The 22,728-nt window shown below is 59.0% G+C and carries 19 protein-coding genes; 7 read left to right on the top strand and 12 right to left on the bottom strand.

Going from position 1 to position 22,728, the window contains the following annotated elements; translation table 11 throughout:
• Positions 1-72 precede the first annotated feature (72 nt).
• Positions 73-2,208 (bottom strand): BCCT family transporter, encoded by a 2,136-nt coding sequence (locus ABIE61_RS10135; protein ID WP_354409099.1) that lies wholly within the window; start codon positions 2,206-2,208, stop codon positions 73-75.
• Between the two features lie 242 nt (positions 2,209-2,450).
• Between ABIE61_RS10135 and ABIE61_RS10130 the strand changes: the two genes are divergently transcribed.
• From ABIE61_RS10130 to ABIE61_RS10120, 3 genes are read left to right on the top strand one after another with little or no spacing between them, the layout of a single operon-like run.
• The gene (locus tag ABIE61_RS10130) at positions 2,451-4,193 is read left to right on the top strand and encodes an autotransporter assembly complex protein TamA (protein WP_354409096.1); all 1,743 of its coding nucleotides are present in this window, start codon (positions 2,451-2,453) and stop codon (positions 4,191-4,193) included.
• Positions 4,190-7,417, top strand: coding sequence for a translocation/assembly module TamB domain-containing protein (locus ABIE61_RS10125; protein WP_354409094.1), 3,228 nt, complete (start codon positions 4,190-4,192; stop codon positions 7,415-7,417). The genes ABIE61_RS10130 and ABIE61_RS10125 overlap by 4 nt, the downstream gene beginning before the upstream one ends.
• A 24-nt stretch (positions 7,418-7,441) precedes the next feature.
• Positions 7,442-7,684 carry a Rho-binding antiterminator gene (locus tag ABIE61_RS10120; protein ID WP_354409091.1) on the top strand — a complete coding sequence of 81 codons (243 nt, stop codon included), beginning with the start codon at positions 7,442-7,444 and terminating at the stop codon, positions 7,682-7,684.
• Between the two features lie 16 nt (positions 7,685-7,700).
• On the opposite strand, the gene ABIE61_RS10115 is transcribed toward ABIE61_RS10120, so the two are convergent.
• Both ABIE61_RS10115 and ABIE61_RS10110 read right to left on the bottom strand, forming a co-directional pair.
• Positions 7,701-8,561, bottom strand: a complete 861-nt coding sequence (locus ABIE61_RS10115) for a universal stress protein (RefSeq protein ID WP_354409088.1) — start codon at positions 8,559-8,561, stop codon at positions 7,701-7,703.
• Positions 8,562-8,570: 9 nt separating this feature from the next.
• The gene (locus ABIE61_RS10110; RefSeq protein ID WP_354409085.1) at positions 8,571-10,061 is read right to left on the bottom strand and encodes a SulP family inorganic anion transporter; all 1,491 of its coding nucleotides are present in this window, start codon (positions 10,059-10,061) and stop codon (positions 8,571-8,573) included.
• Between the two features lie 406 nt (positions 10,062-10,467).
• On the opposite strand from ABIE61_RS10110, the gene cysP reads away from it, so the two are divergent.
• The 4 genes from cysP to ABIE61_RS10090 are packed head-to-tail and all read left to right on the top strand — an operon-like array spanning position 10,468 to position 14,325.
• A complete protein-coding gene (gene cysP / locus ABIE61_RS10105) occupies positions 10,468-11,463 on the top strand; it encodes a thiosulfate ABC transporter substrate-binding protein CysP (protein WP_354409082.1) in 996 nt (331 codons plus the stop codon).
• A 10-nt stretch (positions 11,464-11,473) separates the two neighbouring features.
• Positions 11,474-12,364, top strand: a complete 891-nt coding sequence (gene cysT / locus ABIE61_RS10100) for a sulfate/thiosulfate ABC transporter permease CysT (protein WP_354409079.1) — start codon at positions 11,474-11,476, stop codon at positions 12,362-12,364.
• Positions 12,365-12,370: 6 nt separating this feature from the next.
• Positions 12,371-13,234 carry a sulfate ABC transporter permease subunit CysW gene (cysW, locus tag ABIE61_RS10095; protein ID WP_354409076.1) on the top strand — a complete coding sequence of 288 codons (864 nt, stop codon included), beginning with the start codon at positions 12,371-12,373 and terminating at the stop codon, positions 13,232-13,234.
• Entirely contained in the window at positions 13,231-14,325 is a 1,095-nt protein-coding gene (locus ABIE61_RS10090; RefSeq protein ID WP_354409073.1) for a sulfate/molybdate ABC transporter ATP-binding protein, read from the top strand. The genes cysW and ABIE61_RS10090 overlap by 4 nt, the downstream gene beginning before the upstream one ends.
• Here the strand turns inward: ABIE61_RS10090 and ABIE61_RS10085 are convergent.
• From ABIE61_RS10085 to ABIE61_RS10045, 9 genes are read right to left on the bottom strand one after another with little or no spacing between them, the layout of a single operon-like run.
• Positions 14,319-15,170, bottom strand: coding sequence for a metallophosphoesterase family protein (locus ABIE61_RS10085; RefSeq protein WP_354409070.1), 852 nt, complete (start codon positions 15,168-15,170; stop codon positions 14,319-14,321). The two genes, ABIE61_RS10090 and ABIE61_RS10085, sit on opposite strands and share 7 nt — an antisense overlap.
• The gene (locus tag ABIE61_RS10080; protein WP_354409067.1) at positions 15,167-16,561 is read right to left on the bottom strand and encodes a sodium:solute symporter family transporter; all 1,395 of its coding nucleotides are present in this window, start codon (positions 16,559-16,561) and stop codon (positions 15,167-15,169) included. Before ABIE61_RS10080 ends, ABIE61_RS10085 begins: the two co-directional genes overlap by 4 nt.
• Position 16,562: 1 nt before the next feature.
• Positions 16,563-17,363: a DUF3047 domain-containing protein gene (locus tag ABIE61_RS10075; protein ID WP_354409064.1), complete on the bottom strand. Its 801-nt coding sequence runs from the start codon at positions 17,361-17,363 to the stop codon at positions 16,563-16,565.
• Entirely contained in the window at positions 17,360-17,986 is a 627-nt protein-coding gene (locus ABIE61_RS10070; RefSeq protein ID WP_354409061.1) for a TIGR04282 family arsenosugar biosynthesis glycosyltransferase, read from the bottom strand. Before ABIE61_RS10070 ends, ABIE61_RS10075 begins: the two co-directional genes overlap by 4 nt.
• Complete coding sequence (locus ABIE61_RS10065) at positions 17,983-18,669, bottom strand: TIGR04283 family arsenosugar biosynthesis glycosyltransferase (RefSeq protein ID WP_354409058.1); 687 nt, start codon at positions 18,667-18,669, stop codon at positions 17,983-17,985. The genes ABIE61_RS10070 and ABIE61_RS10065 overlap by 4 nt, the downstream gene beginning before the upstream one ends.
• Before the next feature lies 1 nt (position 18,670).
• Positions 18,671-20,821, bottom strand: a complete 2,151-nt coding sequence (locus ABIE61_RS10060) for a dihydrolipoyl dehydrogenase family protein (RefSeq protein ID WP_354409056.1) — start codon at positions 20,819-20,821, stop codon at positions 18,671-18,673.
• A complete protein-coding gene (gene arsS / locus ABIE61_RS10055) occupies positions 20,818-21,780 on the bottom strand; it encodes an arsenosugar biosynthesis radical SAM (seleno)protein ArsS (RefSeq protein ID WP_354409054.1) in 963 nt (320 codons plus the stop codon). Before arsS ends, ABIE61_RS10060 begins: the two co-directional genes overlap by 4 nt.
• A 57-nt stretch (positions 21,781-21,837) precedes the next feature.
• The gene (locus ABIE61_RS10050; protein ID WP_175527667.1) at positions 21,838-22,044 is read right to left on the bottom strand and encodes a zf-HC2 domain-containing protein; all 207 of its coding nucleotides are present in this window, start codon (positions 22,042-22,044) and stop codon (positions 21,838-21,840) included.
• Positions 22,041-22,637, bottom strand: a complete 597-nt coding sequence (locus ABIE61_RS10045; RefSeq protein WP_091827109.1) for a sigma-70 family RNA polymerase sigma factor — start codon at positions 22,635-22,637, stop codon at positions 22,041-22,043. Before ABIE61_RS10045 ends, ABIE61_RS10050 begins: the two co-directional genes overlap by 4 nt.
• Between the last annotated feature and the right edge of the window lie 91 nt (positions 22,638-22,728).

Raw genomic sequence — 22,728 nt, 5'->3', positions numbered from 1 at the left:
GCACCGAGCAACAGCTTAATCAAAACGAAAACGCCCCGCATCAGCGGGGCGTCAGGGTTCAGGGCGACAACCTTACTCCTTTGGCTTGTGCTCCTTGAGTTCCTCCTCAAACGCTTCAAGACCGGCATCAATTTCAGGATGCTCATGCTCTTCCTCGGCGTCATCGGGCTTGCTCAGGTCATCATCGTGTTCTTCCATCTGCCAGGGCAGGATGCCCGGCGATACATGCAGGAAGTGCAGGTACTTCTCGAACTGGTCAAGAATATCGCTGATGATGTCCTGCTGATCGTAGCCATACACGTCATAGGCCTGACCACCACGGCGCAGGAACACCTCGGCACGGTAGTAGTGTTCATCGCCGTCCGGGTCGCGGTCCATCTCCGGGTAGGCGAAGGTCGGCATGGCGTAGCCGCGCAGGCGGATTTCATAGATGAACTCCAGTTCGCCCGGCTTGATCACATCGATATGGGCACGCCAGTTGTGCTCATCGAAAGTGACCTCGGCAGGCCAGCCTTTCTCTTCCAGCTCAAGCTTTACCCGCTCCATGCTGGTGTACGCCTTGGTACGGATGAATTTTTCCACATCTTCCTTGCTCGGGAAGTCCACCAGCGATGCCAGACGTTTCTTCCAGAAGCCGGGGCCCTGCTTGCCGTTGCCACTCTGGCGATGGCTCTGCATATGACTCTGCAGACTGGCCTCGTGGTGCTGCTCGATCACCAGCGCACGCCACATCCCCACCATGGCGATCAGCATGATGATGGCAAAGGGCAGGGCGCTGACGATGGACGCGGTCTGCAGTGCACCCAAGCCACCGGCCAGCAACAGCACCGATGCCACAACACCCTCGGTGGTCGCCCAGAACACCCGCTGCCAGGCGGGAGTGTGCAAGGCACCACCGGAAGCCAGAGAGTCGATTACCAGCGAGCCGGAGTCGGATGAGGTGACAAAGAAGGTGATGATCAGAATAACGGTGACAAACGAGACGATCGATGTCAGCGGCAGACGCTCAAACAGTTTGAACAGCGCGATGGCGTGGTCATCCTGCACCTCCTGAATCAGCTGGGTATAGCCTTCCACCATGATCAGGTGCAGCGCGGTATCACCGAACACCGAGAACCAGAGAAAGGTGAAAATGGTCGGTACCAGCATCACGCCCACGACAAACTGGCGTATGGTGCGGCCACGGCTGATCTTGGCGATAAACAGGCCGACAAAGGGTGCCCAGGCGATGGTCCAGCCAAAGATGAACAGGGTCCAGTTACCGATCCAGTCGCTGGCAGTGTAGGCCTGCAGGCTGAAGGTACGCTCGACAATATTGCTCAGGTAGCTGCCGGTGTTTTCAACGAAGGTTTCCAGAATGAAGATGGTCGGGCCAACCACAAACACGAACACCATCAGAGCGATCGCCAGCGCGATATTGATCATCGACAGGCGCTTTACCCCCTTGTCCATACCGGCCACCACAGAGATGATCGCAAGGCCGGTGATGGCGGCAATGGCGATGATCTGGAAGGTGGTGTTCACCGGTATCGACGGGAACAGATAGTTTACCCCGGCGTTGATCTGCGCCACCGACAAGCCCAGTGTGGTAGCAATACCAAACAGGGTGCCAAGGATGGCAAAGGTATCGACCGTGTGTCCCATCCAGCCGTGGATACGGTCACCAATCAGGGGGTAAAGGGTTGAGCGCATCGCCAGCGGCAGGCCGTGGCGGAAGGCAAAATAGGCCAGCGACAGACCGACCAGACCGTAAATGGCCCAGATATGGAAGCCCCAGTGGAAATAGGCGATCTGCATCGCCTGCTTGGCGGCATCAATGGTCTCCGGCGCACCCGCCGGTGGTGATGCATAGTGTAGCACCGGCTCGGCCACGCCGAAGAACAGCAGCGCGATACCGTAACCGGCCGAAAACAGCATGGCGAACCAGGACTTGAAGTCATACTCCGGTTCGGCATGGTCGGGCCCGAGCTTGGTGTTGCCCCAGCTGCTGAACGCCACGCTGACGATGAAAATCAGAAACAATGCTACGGCGAGCATGTAGAACCAGCCGAAGCTGGTGGTGACATAAGCAAGGGTATCGGCGAATACCTCACCGGCCAGTTCAGGGTTGCTGACCGTGCCGATCACCATTAGTGTGATGACGATAACGGCCGGCAGAAACACCGGGACCAGAATGGTCGAACTCCATTCACGTTTTGCGGTCGTCATGGATGACTCCTTTTCAGCGACGTGTAAGCAGACTGCCCGATACGCGGATAAAAGTGAACCGGGTCAGTCCAGAATCAGTATGACAAGAAATTGAACTATCGCAAAAACATCAGGTTACATTTTAAAATCCTTACATCAGACAGCCGGATCACAGAGGTAGGGCAGTGACGCATTGCAAAGGAAGATTTTCGTTGCGGCAACAGGTTAGAATGGGAGCAGACTCGATCAAAGGAGCTGTCTGAGTGTCACTGTTTTATCGTCCGTGTTTTCGAATCCTGTCGGTGCTGCTGTTGGCCGGACTTGCCGGTCACGTATTGGCGGCCCGGTTCGAACTCAGCGGGGTCGAAAGCGAGCTGGCTGACAATGTGCGTGCAATGTTGAGTCTGGACGATGCCATGGCCCGTACGCCCCTGCCGACAGCCAGCCGTCTGCGCTATCTGCACCGTCAGGCGCCGGACGAAATTCGCCGTGCCCTGCAGCCCTTCGGCTACTACAATCCGTTGCTCCAGCTCGAAATCGACCTTGAGGGCCCAAGCGAGCAATGGGCGGCTCACTACCGCGTTGACCCCGGCCCCCGTACCCACATCCGCAGCACGCAGATCGAACTTGAGGGTGAGGGGACGGAGGACTCCGTGCTGCAGGCGGTGTTGGGTCAAACCGAGCTGAAGGTCGGTGCCCCCCTGTTGCATGCACAGTATTCCGATCTGAAAAGCAGTCTGCAGTCACAGGCTGCCGAGCGTGGCTATTATGAAGCTCAATTCCGGCGCAGCGAGATTCGGGTGGACCCGGAGCAGAATCAGGCCGATATCACCGTAATCTATGATACCGGTGTACGTGCACGCATTGGTGAGATCCGTTTTGACAACGCGCCGGTTTCAGAAACGCTGCTGCGGCGCTACCTTGGCTTTGAAACGGGCGATCCGGTCAATACTGCCCACCTGATCGAGCTGCAGCGCAACCTGATCGACAGTGATTACTTTGCCGATGTCGAGGTTCGTCCTCAGCTGGCAGAGCTGGAAAATGCCGAGCTGCCCGTCGATGTCAAATTGGTGCCGCGCAAGCGCAGCTTGTATCAGGCCGGTTTCGGCTACGGCACCGACACCGGCGCGCGCATGCAGCTGGGCCTTACCCGGCGCTGGGTCAACAGCCGCGGACATTCGTTGAACAGCCGTCTTCGGCTGTCGGAAATTCGCCAACAATTCACCACCAGTTATGAAATCCCCGGTGCCAACCCGGTCACGGATCGTTTTGCACTGAATCTAAGGGTTCAGGATGAGCAGTCCGACACCATTGATGCACGCAGTTACGCGATCGGTGGCAGCTGGCTGCAGCAGATCGGGGACTGGGAACGTCGTCTGTCACTGGACTGGGAGCAGGAGAGCTGGGTGTTTGAGGGCGTCGAGCAGGACTCGACCCTGCTGATTCCACGTGCACGCTTTACTCGCACCATCGCCGATAACCGCCTTAACACCACCAAGGGGCATCAGGTCAGCTTTGGTGTCGGACTGGCCTCGGAAAACCTGCTGTCCGATACCGACCTGCTGCAGCTGGATCTGCGCGGCAAGCGTGTGGATACCCTGTCGGATCGCTGGCGCCTGCTGACACGCGCCGAACTGGGCGTCACCCTGATCGACTCGGTGGATGATCTGCCTGCAACCATGCGTTATTACGCCGGTGGTGACAACAGTGTCAGAGGCTATGATTACCAGTCGCTGGGTCCGGTGGGGGATAACGGTGATGTTATCGGCGGGCGTTATCTGGTCAGCGGCAGTGTCGAGCTCGATTACCTGATCCGTGAAAACTGGCGCCTGGCCGTGTTTGTCGATACCGGCAGCGCCTTTGACGATACCGATACAGAGCTGAAAACAGGTGCAGGTATCGGTGCTCGCTGGCAGTCGCCGGTGGGGCCGGTGCGCCTTGATCTGGCCATGCCTCTGGATGAGAGCGGCTGGCGCATACACTTTACTCTGGGGCCTGATTTGTGAGACCGCTGTTACGCTGGAGTCTGGGTACACTGTTGATTCTGCTGCTGGGCATCCTGCTGATGTTGGCGGCCATCCTGTTTCTGCCCTCCGGTACCCGCTTTGCGCTCAACCTGAGTGCCAATCTGCTGCCCCAGCTTGAGCTCAGGGGCGTTGACGGCACACTGACATCCGAGCTGCAGATTGGGTATCTGCGTTTTGCCCAGAATGACCTGAACATCGAGGTAGAACAGCTGGCACTGCACTGGCACCCCTGGTCGCTGCGCGACCCACGCCTGAAAGTGTATGAACTCAGTGCAGGGTCCGTGAACGTTGCCTTGCCGGCATCGGTTGAAGAAGAGGCATCGGTACAGGAAACAGCCACTTTTCGGCTGCCGGAACTGCCTGCGGTGGAGTTGCCGCTTCAGCTTGAGCTGGATCGCGTCAATGTTGGCCGGATACGCGTTACCCAGGGAGAACAACTGCTGCTGGATGAGCTGGGTGTAAGCCTGGCACTGCACAGCGAAGGCCCGCTGCTGGTGATCGACTCACTGCAACTTGAGCAGCCCGGCAGCCAGTTGCAGTTGAGCGGCTGGACCGAACCGGCGCGGCAGTTTCTGAGCCACCTTGAGTTGCAGGGCTCAACCGATCTGACCCGTTGGGTACAGCTTGAACACTGGCCGGAGTCACTGCCGCTGAGTGCCGATCTGGTGCTGGACCTGGATGGCGCTCAGCGTCGACTGGAGGTGCAGCTGCAGGCGCAACAGGGTGATACGGTGCTGCGCCTGCAGTCACAGGTGGACGCCAGCGAAACGGTCCAGCTTGATTATCAACTGAGCGCCGAGGGCATAAATCCGGCACTGGCAACCCCTGATTGGCCGGGGCAGCTGGAGCTGTCGGCCAATGGTCGCATTGAATTGGGGGCGCAGCTGCCACAGTTGTCGCTTCATCTGCAGTCATTGCAGGGACAGTTGCGACAGCAGCCCATCAGCTTGAGCGCCAGGGTGGCGGGTGATACCCGACAGTGGCAAATTGATGCGTTTGATCTTCGCTACGCCGGTGCACGGGCACAGGCAAAGGGTGCGGTCAGTGATCGTCTGGACTTGAGTTGGGAGTTGCAGGTACCCAATCTGACGCGATTGCTGCCTGACGCGCGTGGGCAACTGTCACTTAGTGGGCAGTTGAAGGGCGCACTGCTGCAGCCTGCCGTAACCGCCCGCGTTCGTGCCAGTGGGCTGGGCTATGCCGATCAGGCCAGCCTGGAGCGCTTGAGTGGCGACGTGGCGCTGGACCTGTCCGGTGGCAGCGACTGGAAGGCAGACCTGCAGCTGGATAATGCCGCCGCAGCCGGGCAGACCATTGAGCAGGTCAGATTGAGCCTCAACGGCAAGCCGGAACAGCACCGCCTGAGCCTGTCTGCCAACGGCTCGCCGGGTCGGCTGGAGCTGGACGCCGCCGGTGGCTGGAGCCCGGATCAGCAGCGCTGGCAGTGGCAGCTCAATCGACTGGAGCTGCTGCCCGAGCCATTCAGTCAATGGCGCTCGGTGGCACCTGCAGGTCTCATGATCTCAATGCAGGACTACCGCCTGGAGCGTTTCTGCCTCGATGAGCAAGGTGCCGGAGGGCGTCTGTGCCTGCAGGCAGACGGTGATTTTGCCGGCCGTACCCAGGCAAGGGCTGAGCTGGACGAGCTGGCACTGAGCATGTTGGAGCCACTGCTTAATGGCATGCAGCTGACCCCGACGCTCTCGATGCAGGCAGACTTCACCCAACAGCCTGGCAGCCTGCCAAGACTTAAGGCAACACTGACAACCACGGCCGGTGAGCTGACCCCGGCGCAGGCGGACCAGTCGGTTACTTTGGCACCCCTGAATGCGAGTATTTCGCTGCTTGAAGATCGTCTGCAGGTGAGAGCCGATACACTGCTGGAAATGGTGGCCGGAGAGCTGGCGCTGGAGCTTGATGTTACGGGCCTGAGCCAGCAACAACGGCTGCGTGGACAGCTGCGCCTCAGTGCGGACGATCTGAGCGACGTGCAGGTGCTGGTACCGGACCTGCAGAACCTGAAGGGTTTTGTCCGTGGCGAGCTGAGCCTGGCCGGTACACTGGCAAAGCCGGAGCTGGCAGGGGAGATCAGCTATCGCGAGGGCAGTGTAGAACTGCCGGCAATGGGGTTGCTGATCTCGCCGATCGAGCTGCAGCTGGCGCAGGCTCAATACCCCGGCCTGATCCGTTTTTCGGGGTCGGCCCGTTCCGGTGACGGAGGGCTGCAACTGGACGGGGAGTATGATCTGGAACAGCGCACCGGTGATCTGACCCTGAAGGGCGAGCGTTTCACCGCCATGAACACACAGGAGGTTCGTGCCCTGATCAGTCCCGACCTGACCCTGAGCCTGTCACCGGCAGCGATCCGGCTGGGCGGGACTCTGGGGGTGCCACAGGCGATGATATCAACGCCCAAGTCGCGTGAAAGTGCCGTTCAGCCATCCTCGGACGTTGTTATTGTCAAGGATGGCGAGGTCGCCGAGAAGGAACCCGTTATACCCGTGTATGCCGACATTCGCATCGAACTCGGTGACGATGTGCGGGTCGATGCGCTGGGCTTCAAGGGCCGTCTGCTGGGGGCGCTGCAGATAGAAGAGTCGCCGGGTCAGACCACGCGGGCAACAGGCAGCATCCAGGTGGAAAGTGGCGAATACCGTTTGTATGGTCAGGACCTGCAGATCAGGCGTGGCAGTCTGGTGTACACGGCAGGCCCGGTGGACAATCCGGGGCTTGACCTGCGCATCGGCCGTCAGGTGGATGACGTTATGGTGGGGGCCAATGTCAGTGGCACTCTGCGAGAGCCGCGCATGGATCTGTATGGCGAGCCGGCCATGCCGGACAGCAGCGTGCTCTCCTACCTGCTGCTGGGGAAGGCTCCGGGCGAAAGTTCCGCCGGTGAGCAGCAGATGATGCTGCAGGCGGCGCTGGCACTGGGCATGAACCAGGGCAACAAAATTACCGGTAATCTGCGAGAGGCCTTTGCTCTGGACGAGTTTGGCTTTGACAGCGATGCGAGTGGTGAGTCGGCCTTTTTCATTGGCAAATACCTGTCACCCAGGCTCTATTTGCGCTACGGCGTAGGGGTGATGGATGCCGTCAATACCCTCAGCCTGAAATACAAGCTGAGTGAAAAGTGGCGTGTTGAAGCGCAAAGCAACGAGCTGGGCAGTGGCGCCGATCTGCTCTATACATTGGAACGTTGACGGTAAACCGGGGCGGGAGTGCAGATGAATTGTGACGAGCATGATTATATCGAAATCGCCTGTACCTTCCGGATGCATGTCCGGCTGATACTGACATCAGGTGAACTGATTGAGGGCAGGGCACTGGACACGCAGCGCAATGATGCCGGTGAGGAGTGTATCAAGCTCGCAGTGGGCGGTGAAAACATGCTGGTGATACAGGACCGGATCAGGAAGATGGAGGCGCTCAGTGAGAATCCGCACTTTCAGAGTGTCAGATTCTCCTGAGCGAATCAGCGTCTGATCAGCGCAACAGCAACAACGGGACCTTGCTGTTTTGCAGCATCCAGTGGGTCATGCTGCCAACCAGAAACTGGCGGATGCGAGAGTGGCCCCAGGCCCCCATCACCAACATGCCGATCTGCTGCTCTTCCACATACCCCATCAGGGCGGTGCGCACCTCTTCCTGCTCAAGCTCTGCGGTTGTAACCTCGAACCCGGCTCCTTCCAGCATGGTTTTGGCGTTGGCCAGCTGTTCACGCTGGCGCTCAAGGCGCTTGCCTGCCATCACCAGATGACAGGGGATGCCCTTGAACAGTGGGCTTTGGGCAACCATTTTCAACGCCTTGTTGGCCGTAACACTGCCGTCATAGGCGAGCATAAAACGTTCAGGTGCCTTGAACCCGTCAAGTGCGACCAGAATCGGCTTGTGCAGGGTGCGGGTGACATTCTCCAGATGGCTGCCCACGGCATCACTGGCGCTGTCATGGGCTTCGCCCTGGCGTCCCATCACCAGCAAGCGGGTATCCAGTTCAAACTCCAACAGCGTGTCGACCAGAAAGTCGTGGCGCTGAAGTTCGCTGATCTGCTCACTGGATACACCCGCTTCTTCCACCTGTTTGCGGGCTTCGCCCAACATGAAGCGGCCCTGCTCAAGCATCAGCTTGCTGCGCTTGTTGTCCAGCTCGGCCAGCTCTTCAAGCAGGTGCTCGCGGGTCCCCAAGCCTATATTGCCGCTCATGTTGCCTTCGGCCGGGTAGTCATTCTTTTCCAGCACATGCAGCAGCTCAAGCGGTGCGTCCAGTTGCTGCTGAGACCAGGCAGCGGCTGCGCAGACCGCAATGGCGGCTTTGGATCCATCGATACACGCAATAACCTTGCTCATCTTTGCTCCTTAGTGCCCGGCCATGAACTTTTCGACTTCTTCCGGCTTGTCGTGGATGGCCTGTTTGTCCACGATAGTGCGGCTGGCTTCGTTGAGACCGATCACGTCTACATCCACACCCTCGCGGCGGAACTTGATCACCACCTTGTCCAGTGAGCCAACGGCGGTGATATCCCAGAAGTGGGCCTGGCTGAGGTCTATCACGACCTTATCAAGCACTTCCTTGAAATCAAAGGAGGCGATGAACTTTTCTGCCGAGGTGAAGAATACCTGACCGGTTACGGTGTAGGTGCGGGTGGCGGTCGCATCATCCTTGCTGGAGCTGATCGCCATGTACTGCCCCACCTTGTTGGCAAAGAACAGGGATGCCAGCAGTACGCCCACGAATACACCGATCGCCAGGTTATGGGTGGCCACCACAACACCAACGGTGGCAATCATCACGATGTTGGTCGACATGGGGTGCTTCTTCAGGTCACGCAGTGAGGCCCAGGAGAAGGTGCCGATGGAGACCATGATCATCACTGCAACCAATGCGGCCATCGGGATCTGAACCAGCCACTCGTCCAGCACCACAACCATCAGGATCAGGACAACACCGGCCGTGAAGGTAGACAAGCGTCCGCGACCACCGGATTTCACGTTGATGATTGACTGGCCGATCATGGCGCAGCCGGCCATGCCGCCGAGCAGGCCGGAGCCGATATTGGCGATGCCCTGGCCCTTGCACTCACGGTTGCGGTCGCTGCTGGTGTCGGTCAGTTCATCCACGATGTTGGCGGTCATCAGGGATTCCAGCAGGCCGACGACAGCGAGGCCAACCGAGTAGGGCAGGATGATCATCAAGGTTTCAAGGTTGAGCGGCACATCAGGCCAGAGGAAGATCGGCAGCGTATCCGGCAGCTCGCCCATATCGCCCACGGTGCGGATATCAATGCCGAAAATCATGGCAAAAGCGGTGAGTGCAACAATACACACCAGTGGTGAGGGCAGATTCTTGCCGACCACCGGAATGTAGGGGAACAGGTAGATGATACCCAGACCGGCTGCTGTCATGGCATAGACATGCCAGGTGACGTTGGTCAGTTCAGGCAGCTGGGCCATAAAGATCAGAATCGCCAGTGCGTTCACAAAGCCTGTCACGACCGAGCGTGACACAAACCGCATCAGGTCCCCCAGTTTGAGGAAACCAGCCAGAATCTGGATCACGCCGGTCAGCAGCGTGGCGGCCAGCAGGTACTCAAGGCCATGATCCTTTACCAGTGTCACCATCAACAGCGCCATGGCGCCGGTGGCAGCCGAGATCATCCCCGGGCGCCCACCGGTAAAGGCGATGATCACGGCGATACAGAATGAGGCGTAGAGGCCAACCTTGGGGTCAACACCCGCGATGATTGAGAAAGCGATCGCTTCCGGGATCAGGGCCAGGGCCACCACGATACCCGCGAGCAGGTCCTTGGGAATGTTGGAAAACCAGTCCTGTTTGATTTTTTGCAGCATTGCAGTTCTCTTGAGTTTTGGCGCGTTGGGTCAGGTTTTGTTACCGGCAGGCGCATGAAAACGAGGCCATTTACGGGGCGCGGGCCCACGCACGGCGTGCTGACGGCAACATCAGAAACGGAAGGCTACCTGCAAAACAAGGCAGCAGTGGGCTCGCCATGACAGGAAGTGTCTTGGAGCCGTGTGACAGGAACGTTAGGGCGGAGTGATCTTCACAGCGCATCCTGAATCGGGTTGAACAAAGAGCGCAATATTATACAGATCCTGAGTGGCAGGTACAGGCGATCCTTTTCAGCGGTATTAATATAGCTAATCTGCATATAACTATAAAATTATAAGATTTCTTTTATTGATTTCCTTTTGTTATAAAGGATCCATTCTTAAGACCCGAACAAAAGGTGGAATCATGAAACACTGGATCAAGGCTGCTGTACTGGGTGCCGCCCTGCTGTCTCAGCCGGCACTGGCTGAAGAGCGTGAACTGCTCAACACATCATACGACATTGCCCGTGAGCTGTTCGCTGACTACAACGAGCACTTCAAAGCACACTGGCAGGAAAAAACCGGTGAGACTGTTTCAATCAAGCAGTCACACGCTGGCTCTTCTAAGCAGGCGCAGGCCATTCTGCAGGGGCTGCGTGCCGATGTGGTGACCTTCAATCAGGTCACCGATATCGATATTCTGCATGAACGCGGTAATCTGATTCCGGCCGACTGGGCCGAGCGTCTGCCCAATGCCAGCTCTCCCTATTACTCCACCATGGCGTTTCTGGTACGCGAAGGTAATCCGAAAAACATTCAGAACTGGGATGACCTGATTCGTGACGATGTGGCCCTGGTGATGCCCAACCCGAAAACCTCGGGCAATGGCCGTTACACCTATCTGGCCGCACTGGGCTATGCCCAGAAGGTGTTCGGCGATGATCAGGAAAAAATCGACCAGTTCCTGGCCAAACTGCTGCGACAGGTAAAAGTATTTGATACCGGCGGCCGCGGTGCCACCACCACCTTTATTGAACGTGGCATCGGCGATGTATTGCTGACGTTTGAAAGCGAAATCCTGAACCTGGCCGACAGTCATGACGGTGCCTACCAGGCGGTAACACCAAAAGTCAGCTTCCTGGCCGAGTTCCCGGTCACCTGGCTGGAAAGCAACAACGAGCGCAATGGTACAACCGATCTGGCCAAGGCCTATCTGGAAGAACTGTACTCCGAAGCGTCTCAGCGTCTGTTGGCCGGCTATAACTATCGTGTTCACAACGATGTTGTGAAGGCCGAAACAGCGGATCGTTTCCCTGAAGTCGAGCTGCTGCCGATTCAGGCCATTACCGGCAGCTGGCAGAAGGCGATGGATGAACACTTCGCCAGCGGTGGCAAACTGGACCAACTGCAGCGTCGCTAGGAGCGGATAGGTGACTTCACGGCAACTTTCTGCACAGCCACCATCAGGCGCCCCCTCCGGGGGGCGTCTTTTTGGCAAAAAAAGCAAAAGGGTTCTGCCCGGTTTTGCTCTGAGCCTTGGCATCTCGCTGTTTTTTGTCAGTCTGGTGTTGCTGCTGCCCATCAGTGGGCTGGTGGTGGAAACCTCTGGCATGGGCTGGGGGCGGTTCTGGTCGGTCATCACGGACCCGCGCGTTGTGGAGTCCTACAAGGTAACGGCCTGGACAGCACTGGCGGCCTCGCTGTTCAATGGTGTGTTCGGCCTGTTGTTGGCCTGGGTGCTGGTGCGGTATGAGTTTCCGGGCAAGCGGCTGGTCGATGCCGTTGTGGACCTGCCTTTTGCACTGCCTACAGCGGTTGCCGGTATCACCCTGGCGGGGCTGTTTTCGCAAAATGGCTGGTACGGCCAGTGGCTGACACAGCTGGGAATCGATGTGGCCTTTACGCCGCTGGGCATTGTGGTTGCCATGTCGTTCACCAGTATCCCCTTTGTGGTGCGTACCGTTCAGCCGGTGCTGGAAGACCTGGCTCCGGAAGATGAAGAGGCGGCGATCACACTGGGGGCAAGTGATACACGGGTGTTCCGTCAGGTAGTATTTCCGGCGATCTGGCCGGCACTGGTGACCGGGGTTGCACTCTCTTTCACACGTAGCCTCGGCGAGTTTGGCGCCATCATCTTCATTGCAGGCAACATGCCCTATGTGAGTGAAGTGACCAGTTTGATGATCTTTATTCGGCTGCAGGAGTTTGATTATGCCGCTGCCAGTGCCATCGCATCGGTGGTACTGCTGGTGTCGCTGGTGCTGCTGTTTGCCATCAACCTCTGGCAGGCACGTTTCCTGCGTCGGCTTGCGGGGCGGTAATTGACTATGAGACGTGCACAACACAACCGTATTGGTGATCAGCCCTGGGTGAAGTGGCTGTTGGTCGGGTTGACCCTGACGCTGGCTGTACTGCTGTTACTGGTGCCGCTGGTGATGATCTTTGCCCAGGCGTTCAGTGCCGGTGTCGCTGGCTATATTGAAAACCTGAGCGACAGTATTACCCTGCACGCCATCGGCCTGACCTTGCTGGTAGCGGCACTGACCGTGCCGCTGAATCTGGTATTCGGTACCGCACTGGCCTGGGCCGTGACCCGGTTCAATTTTCCGGGTCGCAAGCTGTTGATCACGTTGATCGATATTCCCTTTGCGGTCTCCCCGGTGGTGGCAGGTTTGCTCTACCTGGTGCTATACGGCAACAACGGCTGGGTGGGCAGTTGGCTCAGTGACTACGATGTTCAGCTGATGTTTGCCTGGCCGGGCATTGTCATGGTGACCGTGTTCGTGACCTGTCCCTTTGTTGCCCGTGAGCTGATCCCGCTGATGCAGCAGCAGGGCAGTGAAGAGGAAGAGGCTGCAGTGGTGCTCGGTGCTTCGGGCTGGCGGCTGTTCCGCAAGATCACGTTGCCCAATATCAAATGGGCGCTGATTTACGGGGTGGTACTGACCAACGCACGGGCGGTGGGCGAATTCGGCGCCGTGTCGGTCGTGTCCGGCAATATCCGTGGCGAGACCAATACCTTGCCGCTGCATGTGGAGCTGCTGTATCAGGATTACAACATCGTGGGGGCCTTTGCCAGTGCCTCCCTGCTGGCGGGCATCGCGGTGCTGACGCTGGCAGTAAAAGGGGTTGTTGAGTGGCACCAAAGCCGCGAAACCGTGGAAACACCGAGTGACAGGACCTGCGCATGACCATCAGAATTGAACAGATAAACAAGTTCTTCGGCAACTTTCAGGCGCTGCACGACGTTAATCTGGAAATTCCCGAAGGCCAGCTCACGGCTCTGCTGGGGCCATCCGGCTCCGGCAAGACCACGTTGCTGCGCATTATTGCCGGTCTTGAGAGCAATGATCAGGGGCGCATCCTGTTCGGTGACCGGGATGTGAGCAAGCTGCACGTGCGTGATCGCAATATCGGCTTTGTGTTCCAGCACTATGCGCTGTTTCGCAACCTGACGGTGGCGCAGAATATCGCCTTCGGTCTGGAGTCACTGCCACGCCGCGAACGCCCTTCAAAAGCCGAGATCGGCAAGCGGGTGAAGGAGCTGCTGGAGATGATTCAGCTGCCGCAGCTGGCAGATCGTTATCCCGCTCAGCTGTCCGGTGGGCAGAAGCAGCGGGTGGCTCTGGCACGGGCACTGGCGACCCGGCCGCGCATTCTGTTGTTGGATGAGCCTTTTGGTGCGCTGGATGCCAAGGTGCGCAAGGATCTGCGCCGCTGGCTGCGCAGCCTGCATGACGAATTCCACTTTACCAGCATTTTCGTCACCCATGATCAGGAAGAGGCGCTGGAGCTGTCCGATCAGGTAGTGGTGATGAGCCATGGCAGGGTGGAGCAGGTCAATACCCCCACAGAACTCTATGCTCGACCGGAAAGCCGCTTCGTGTTCGATTTTCTGGGGCACGTGAATGTGCTCTCGGGACAGATCGACACCGATCGACTGAGTCAGGGTGAGGCTTGGGTCCGGCTGCCGCAGGCCGCACAGCAAGGCGAGGCACAACTCTGCCTGCGCCCTCATGAGGTGCGACTGGTCGAGCAGCCCTCCGAGCACGCCTACCTGCCGTTCAACATCGAAGCGGTCAGCCTGATCGGCTCAGAGGTGAGGGTTGAGCTGCGCCCGGATGGCTGGGCCGGTGACGAGATCTGGGAGGTGGGTATCAGCCACGCCGAGTTCAATCGGCGTCAACCCAAACGTGGTGACCGCTGCTACGCGGTGCCCGATGTGGGGCACCTGTTTGTGGGAACCGACAGCAAACCCAAGACACTGGCCTGGGCTCAGTAACTCAGGCGCAGCGTCTGAGGCTTAAGCGGGGTGGCTGGCTCCAGTCGATCTGCCTCCGGCAGAATATCGGTACTGGGCCAGCGCCCGCTTGTCAGTGCCTGCGCGTATGCATCACACAAGTCCGCCTGTTGCATCCGTTGCCGGCTTGTCTGGGCCTGATACGGCAGTCGGTGCCAATGGGCCATGACGCCATCGCTGTCGGGTTCCAGCAGCAGATACCAGCCATCCCGAGTCCCGTCATTGGCGGGCATGCCGATCACACCGGCGTTGAGCCAGTAGCCACGCTCAAGCCGCTCGCCAAACGGAATGCCGCAATGCCCCCCGACCACCACATCGGCAGCGGTGGCTGACAGGCGTGCCTGTTTCAGTGCCTGCGGGGTGCCCGGGAAGATGAACTCGTTGATGCTGTCAGGACTGCCATGTACCACGCTGAATTGGAGTGAGCCCAACTGAAAATCCAGTTGTCCCGGCAGCTCGGCCATCCAGTATTGCTGCTCCGGGCTGACCCGTTGGCTGGCGTAGCGATACCACTCGATTGACAGCAGTGAGCAGCTGCTGTCGCTGTCGAATCCGCAGCCGCAGTCGGGCGCGCCGGCCCCCAATGACTGCTCGCAGTTGCCCTGTACCACATGGATGCCCCAGCGCCGGATCAGCTCAAGGGTTTCCACAGGCTCGGCGCAGTAGGCGATGATATCGCCCGTACAGATGATCCGCTCGGACGGAATCTGCAGCCGCTGTGCTTCGGTCTGCATCGCTTCGGTGGCGGCCAGATTGCTGTAGGGGCCACCAAACAGCAATACAGGCCCGTTCAACAGTCCCAGATCCCTCTTCGGGTTGATCATCATGGCTGTACCTCCATCCGGCTGTCCGCTGGTCGGGGGCGGCGGGCACCCAGGCTGCCGATCTGGAACATCAGGCAGCCGATGACCAGCACGGCTAGTGAGATCCACAACAGCTTGGTGTACTTGTGTGCCTCGCCCAGCAGGGCGCTATAACCCGAGGACTCGGTGAAATAGAGCACCGCACCCCCAAGGGCAACAACGAAACTGCCCAGGTAACTCCACAGCGGAATGTCGCGCTGATTGCCCCACAGGCTGAAGAAAATGACCGGTGCCAGATACATGGATGCGGTACCGCTGACCGCCACGGCGCTGAACAGATCCTTGTTGCCCCAGAACACCAGCGCCAGCCCCAGCAGCATGAACAGCACCATGGCGATACGGCCGTTGTTTACTCGTGCCGGAACCAGTTTCATGTCCATCACCACCAGTTTGGCAGAACTGGACAGGGTGCTGTCCAGGGTCGACATGGCCGAAATCACCAGCGTGGCACTGAACAGCAGCATGGGCCATTCACCCAACAATCGCGTCAGCGCCTGGTTCATGTCTTCACCACTAAAAGCACCGGCACCGGCAATAACGCCCAGTGAACCAAAGGCGAGAATGCACAGGGTGCTGATCCAGCCGGCATGGATGAAGCTGCGCCAGGTGGTGCGGCGGTCGGCAAGGAAGCCACGATCCATCATCACCGGGTCGTGCATCGGGTAGCTCCACACCTGCAGCAGGGCGACCAACAGCAAAATGGGGCCGGGATCACTGATCTCAAAGGGCTTGAAATCGAGCAGGGCGACAGAAAAGTGACCTCCGGCCACGGCAAAAATCAGCAGCAGCCCCAGCACCGCGAGGAATACCAGCATCTGGAACAGGTCGGTGCGCAGGCTGGCGTGCAGGCCGCCGAGCATGGAATAGATCAGGGTTACGAGCGACACGGCCAGTACCGCCAGGGTATAGGCCTGAGAACCGGCCACACCGAACAGAATGCCGATTACCAGCAGGTTGGCGAACACCTCGCTGACAAGGCGCACGCCGATCACCAGGTTGTAGCAGCGGGTGCCCCAGTGGCCGAAGCGTTCATGCAGGAAGGCCTGAATGCTCGTGTGCCCCTGTCGAAAGCGCAGATGGTCGATGATCAGGGCGCCGGTAAAAAACGACAGGTAATAGGCGGCGTAGGCAAGCGTGCCCCAGATGCCGTAATAAAAGCCCAGAATGGCGGCATTGAGCAGCGAACGGGCAAAGATCCAGGTGGTGACCTGAGAGAATATCAGCGTGATCAGCCCCGGTGCATCGCCCTCGGCAGAGCGGCCATGGAAAAAGCCGCCCTCCTGTGTCCTTTGGCGGGACAGATACAGCGAGAATGCAGCCACGATCATAATCAAAACAGCCAGCGGAGTGTTCATCTCAGTTCCCGTTCGTGTCAGTCAGGTTGTTGGAGTTAGACGGTGAGGCTGCAGCGGCAGGAAACCGGCACGGCGCCTCGGCGGTAACCAGATGGAGATCCGCAAACAGGGCGCCGGTTTGAACACCGGTATTGTCGCTGTCAGACGCTATGGCAAGTTGCAGCGTGCGGGCCGAGTCGGCACCAAAGAGTTGCTGCAGATCTTTCAGCAGATTGCGACGTTCTTCCACCCAGCGGCCGGTGTCGTCCCTGCCGCTGCGCAGTACCAGCATCCGGGCGCGGTCGGTATAGGCATTATCCGCCGTTGTGCCGATGGGATGACGGTTGTCCCAGATATAGTTGATGGCGGCATCCGGCAGGTCGTCGCCGTGTACGGCACGGGCCAGACCCAGCTTCATGCGTGTGCCGAGGCTCATGGCACTGTCGGGAAGGTCAAAGGTGACGTAGACACGGGCGGCATAGTCATCGCCCGCCTTGGTGGTCATGTCAGCCTGCTCGATGGGGTTGTCGACCCACCAGCGCCAGCAGAGCACCGGCGTTTGATCCAGATCCACCTGCAACGGGCGCGCCAGCAGCGCCATGGCGGCTTCGGCACGGGCTTCAACAGCTGCAACCCCCTGATGCTGGCGCAGGCCATATTGGGTCGCGGGGATGTTGTCCTCGAAGCGCACAAGCTGCCAGGGGGCCTGCGGCAGGCTGCTGTAGCGGCTGAAATCACCCAGCATGACGACTTCAGCCCCCGACAGGGCTGGCGTACACAGCGATGCGCTCAAAACAGTGGCACACAGCAAGCAGCTTCTCATATCGAATGTCCTGACAGTGATGGATAGTGTTGCAGTCGCACCAGATCGTCGGGCTCGTCCAGATCCCAGAGCGGCTCACTTTCATGCCAGTGCCAGCCCAGTTGCCTGAGGCGATCACGGGTCAGCGTTGTTACCTGATCCGTACTCCATGGCATGTCGCTGAACAGGGATGCATCAAATCGGCGCAGCCCCAGCAGGGAGTAGCCGCCATCCAGCACGGGGCAGAGGCAGGCATCCTGTTTCACCAGCGTGGCAGCCATGGCCTGCAGCCTTGGTGCTTCCAGCTGCGGGCAGTCGGTGCCGATCAGCATCACCGGCAGTCCTGATGCCAGCCCCCGTTGAGCGGCTGTGGCCATGCGCTGGCCCAGATCACCATCGGATTGTTCGGTCAGTTCGATCCGGTCATTGTTATGCCAGTGGTGCCAATAGTCGGCATGCCGATCCGGGGTCACACACAGTTCCACCGGCCCCAGATCCGCCGCCAGTGCCTGTGTTACCGCGTGGTGTAATAGCCGGTCGGCCAGTTCGGCGGCCCCCTGAGCACCCAGTGCCGGAATCAGCCGAGTTTTGGCCAGGCCGGGCCTCGGTTCCTTGGCGATAATGATGATGCGTGCAGCGTTCATCGATAGCGCTCCGCCAGTTGTTGTGCCGGGGTGCCGCGCCAGTAGGCCCAGCGCAGTTGCCACATCAGCAGGATGGTGCGCCAGCTGCCACGGCTGTCCCAGCGCCGGCCGGAGGTGGTGACGTTCTGGCGCAAACAGGTGGGGGCAACAATCGACTTAAGCCGTTTACTGATCTCGATGTCTTCCATCAACGGCTGCTCGGGGAAGCCGCCGACCCGTTCGAACAGCTCACGGCTCATGAATAGAGCCTGATCGCCGGTGGCAATGCCGCTCAGGCGGGAGCGCAGATTCATCAGGCGGGCGATCAGCGGCAACATGCGTGAACGTCCTTCAATTTGCACATCGAAGCGACCCCAGACATGAGGGTGATTGGCAAGCGCAGCCAGTACCGCTTGATCCGCCCCGTCCGGCAGGCGTGTATCGGCATGCAGGAACAGCAGGTTGTCCGCTTTGCAGGCGCGCGCGCCGCTGTTCATTTGAGTGGCGCGACCACGTGCGGCATCCAGTACCCTGAAGCCCTGTGCCCGAGCGGTTTCGGGTGTCTGGTCATGACTGCCGCCATCGACCAGCAGCACCTCGGCACCGCGCTGCTGCCAGTGACGCAAATGCTGCAAGAGCCGGGGCAGTGCCTCGATCTCGTTCAAGACCGGCACCACGATCGCAAGATCGGTCTGGGTGGTCATCTCAGCCTCTCCTCCAGGCATGGTAGCGCTGCAGCCATTTCATGGCGGCTTCGGGGGCATGTGCCTTTTTCCATTCGCCGGCGGCATACTTGTTGGCTTCGGCCCAGGTGGGGTAGGTATGAATGGTGCCCAGTACCTTGTTCAGCCCCAGTCCGTGCTTCATCGCCAGCACAAACTCGGCCAGCAGTTCGCCAGCATGACTGCCCGCGATACAGACGCCGAGAATGCGATCCTTGCCCGGTGCCGTGAGCACCTTGACGAAGCCAGTGCGTTCGCTCTCGGTAATGGCGCGATCCAGATCATCCAGATTGTAACGGGTCACCTCATACGCGACGCCCTGATCAATGGCCTCCTGCTCGCTCAGGCCCACCCGTGCCACTTCAGGGTCGGTGAAGGTGGTCCAGGGAATCACGCGGTAGTCGGCACGAAAGCGCTTGAACTGACCGAACAGCGCATTGACCGCAGCGTACCAGGCTTGATGGGCCGCCGTATGGGTGAATTGATAGGGTCCGGCCACATCGCCGACGGCATAGATATTGGGGTAGAGGGTTTCCAGATAGTCGTTGGTGACGACCGTGCGCCGGGTTTCAATCCCCAGTGTCTCCAGCCCATAGCCTGTGAGGCGTGGCTGTCGGCCGACGGCGATCAGCAGCTCGTCGAATTCCAGCGCGGTCTCCTGTTCCTGGTGCTCACAGATCAGGAACTTGCGACCTTCTCGCCACTCGGTGCGCAGGGCGGCGTGTCCGGTCAGCACCTTTACGCCGTCGGCCTGCATGGAGGCCTGCACCAGCTGGGCCACTTCCTCATCCTCACGCGGCAGCAGGCGTGTGCCGCGCTGCACCTGTGTCACGTTCGAGCCCAGGCGCGCAAAGCTTTGTGCCAGCTCACAGCCGATGGGGCCGCCACCCAACACGATCAGTCGCTTCGGTGGGATATCCAGTTCTGCAAACCTGTCCCACAGGGTATCGCTGGTGACATAGCCGGTCTCGTCCAGTCCCGGCAGTGGCGGCACGACCGGGCTGGCGCCGGTGGCGAGAATGATGCTGCGGGCAGTCAGACGCTGGCGGCTCCCATCGTGCAGGCGGATCTCCACCGTCCAGGGATCAATCAGGCTGGCATGCCCCTGAAGGACTTCGACACCCAGCCCGGTATAGCGCTCAACGCTGTCATGGGGCTCTACCTGACGGATCACCTCATGGATACGTGCCATGACGGTACGGAAGGAAAAACTCGGGTTGGTCGCTTCAAGACCATAGCGCTCGGCGTGCTTCATCTGATGGGCTACACGGGCGCTCTTGATCAGCGCCTTGCTGGGGACGCAGCCGTAGTTGAGGCAGTCGCCGCCCATTTTGTGGGCTTCGATCAGGGTCACTTTGGCGTTCACGGCGGCCGCGATGTAGGACGACACTAACCCCCCGGCGCCCGCGCCGATCACGATCAGGTTACGGTCAAAGCGCGCCGGTTTTTTCCAGCGGGCATAAACCCGGCGGCGCTGAATCAATCCAGTCACCTTCTTCGCCAGCAGCGGGAACAGGCCCAGCAGCGCGAAGGAGATTAGCAGATCAGGCGAGAGAATGCCGGACAGGCTTTCAAGCTGGGCAATCTGGGTGCCGGCATTCACGTAGACCAGCGTGCCGGCCAGCATGCCGATCTGGCTGACCCAGTAGAAGGTCCAGGCCTTGATCGGCGTGAGGCCCATCAGCAGGTTGATCAGGAAAAAGGGAAATGCCGGTACCAGCCTCAGGGTGAACAGGTAGAACGCCCCGTCTCGCTCAATACCGCGATTGATGGCTGCCAGTCGTGAACCGAAACGCTGCTGTACCGAATCACGCAGCAGATAGCGCGACACCAGAAACGCCAGTGTGGCGCCGATGGTGGATGCAAACGACACTAGTACTGTGCCCTGCAGCAAACCGAACAGGGCACCTGCGGCAACAGTCATCACAGCCGCACCGGGCAGCGACAATGCTGTAACCACCACATACAGGGTAAAAAAGGCACCAGCCGTAATCAGTGGAAACTGACTGCGCCACTGCTCGAACTGACCCAGGCCCGACTTAAGCCCTTCCAGTGTCAGCCAGTGGTGCAGATCCAGCATAAAGAAAGCACCGGCAACGGCTGCAAGGATGGCCAGTATCAGCAGTTTTTTCATCCCTTGTCTCCAATGGCGCCACCACAGCTGCTGCCCTGACCCGCCGTGCAACCATAGCAGTGATCGCCGGTACAGATCGGGTTGTCGGTCAGGTCAGTGTCGAGCAGATCCTCAAGGCTGTGTCGCTTGCCCGGTACGGGCATTTCCAGCTGTTGGTTGAAGTCGCAGTCATAGAATCGGCCCTGCCAGTCCACGCTCAGGGTGCTGCGGCACATCAGGTTATCCAGATTGGTCTGGCTGAAATTGTCTTTCAGCAGTTGCATGTAGGGCTCAAACTGACCCTTGGACAGCAGCATGGAGCCAAACCGCTTGATCGGCATGTTGGTGATGGTAAACAGCTGATTGAAGACAATACCGAAGTGTTCGGCCAGCTCACGTGTGTAGTCGGCCTCCAGTGCCTGCTGCGGCGGCGGCAGCGAAGGGCCCTGCGGGTTGTAGACCAGGTTGAGCACCAGACCGGAACCCGGCTGGCCATAACCAAGAGCGTTCAGTTTCTGCAGCCCGGCAATGCTTAGGTCAAACACTCCCTTGCCGCGTTGCCTGTCCACGTTTTCAACCGAGTAACAGGGCAGGGAGGCCACGATCTCCACCTGCTGTTCGGCGAGAAGCTCGGCCAGGCCGGTCTGATCTTCTTCAAACAGAATGGTCAGGTTGCAGCGGTCGATCACCTTCACGCCCAGCGCACGCGCAGAGCGTACCAGTTCGCGAAAGCGCGGGTGCATTTCCGGTGCGCCGCCGGTCAGATCCAGAGTGTCGATTTTGCGTGTTTTCAGTACCTGAGGGATCAGGTCAATCAACGCATCGCTCATCATCTCGGTACGATTGGGGCCGGCATTGACGTGGCAATGCACACAGGTCTGGTTACAGCGATAGCCCAAATTGACCTGCAGGGTCTGTGTTCTGTCGCGGCGTATCGTGGGAAAGTCGGTCACTTCCAGCAGTTCTATGGTCGACAGCATGTGTCAGCCCCCTTGAAAAGGTGTGTTTTGATATTAGTCGCGGCTCGGGCTGGAATATTACAGCTCGTCATCACAGTTTTTTTCAGTGGAGCTGCCCTTTGCGTACAGCCGAGTGATGTCGCGCAGTTCATGCATCTGTTGTCCAAAATTGCGGCAACCGGAACACATCATCAGGTGGACTTTCAGCTCGGCACGTTCTGCAAGGGTCAGCTCTCGATCCAGCGCCTGTGACAGCAGTGCAGTGGCCTGTCTGCAGTTCATCATGGTGTGTCTCCTTTCTGAAACCAGCCGTTATCGAGACATTGACGCAGCTTCATGCGCGCCCGATAGAGCGTTACGTTCAGGTTGTTTTCGCTGATTGACTCGGTGTGACAGATTTCGGTCGTGGACAGTTCAAGAAATTCGCGCATCATGAAAAAACGGGCATAGTGCTCGGGCAAGGCGTTCAGGCAGATGTCGAATACCCGCCAGAAGTGGCTTCTCTCAATGTCCAGGTCAGGCTGCTGCCATTTAACCGGCCGCTGGGTGCGATGCCAGTGCCCGCGACCGTTGAACAGGCTATCCATCCAGCCCTCATCGTTTGTATCGGTATCCCTGTCCTGACTGACATAACGCTGTTGCTGCCGCAGCAGATCAACAACTTTGTGCTTGAGAACGGCAAACACCCAGGTTTTGAGGGCGGCCTGACGCTTGAAGGCCGAACCGTTCTTGAGTGCGCCGAGCATGGCTTCCTGCACCGCATCCTCAGCCAATACCGCGTCCTTCAATTGCAGAGTGGCAAATTTCAGCATCTGAAGGCGCAACTCTGCGAGGAATTCGGGATCCTGCAGCCCCTGCGGGGCATTTTCGTCTGACATGGCGATACCGGTTCAGTGAAGCAACGTACGATTAGGGTCTTTAGTCGTGCAGTAGTTGAAAAACTTACACATTATTTGAGATTAGCATGGC

Source organism: Marinobacterium sp. MBR-111 (assembly GCF_040547585.1).
GTDB classification, from domain to species: domain Bacteria; phylum Pseudomonadota; class Gammaproteobacteria; order Pseudomonadales; family Balneatricaceae; genus Marinobacterium; species Marinobacterium iners.
The sequence above is the reverse complement of the archived record's forward strand: the minus strand, read 5'-3'. Positions and strand labels throughout refer to the sequence as shown.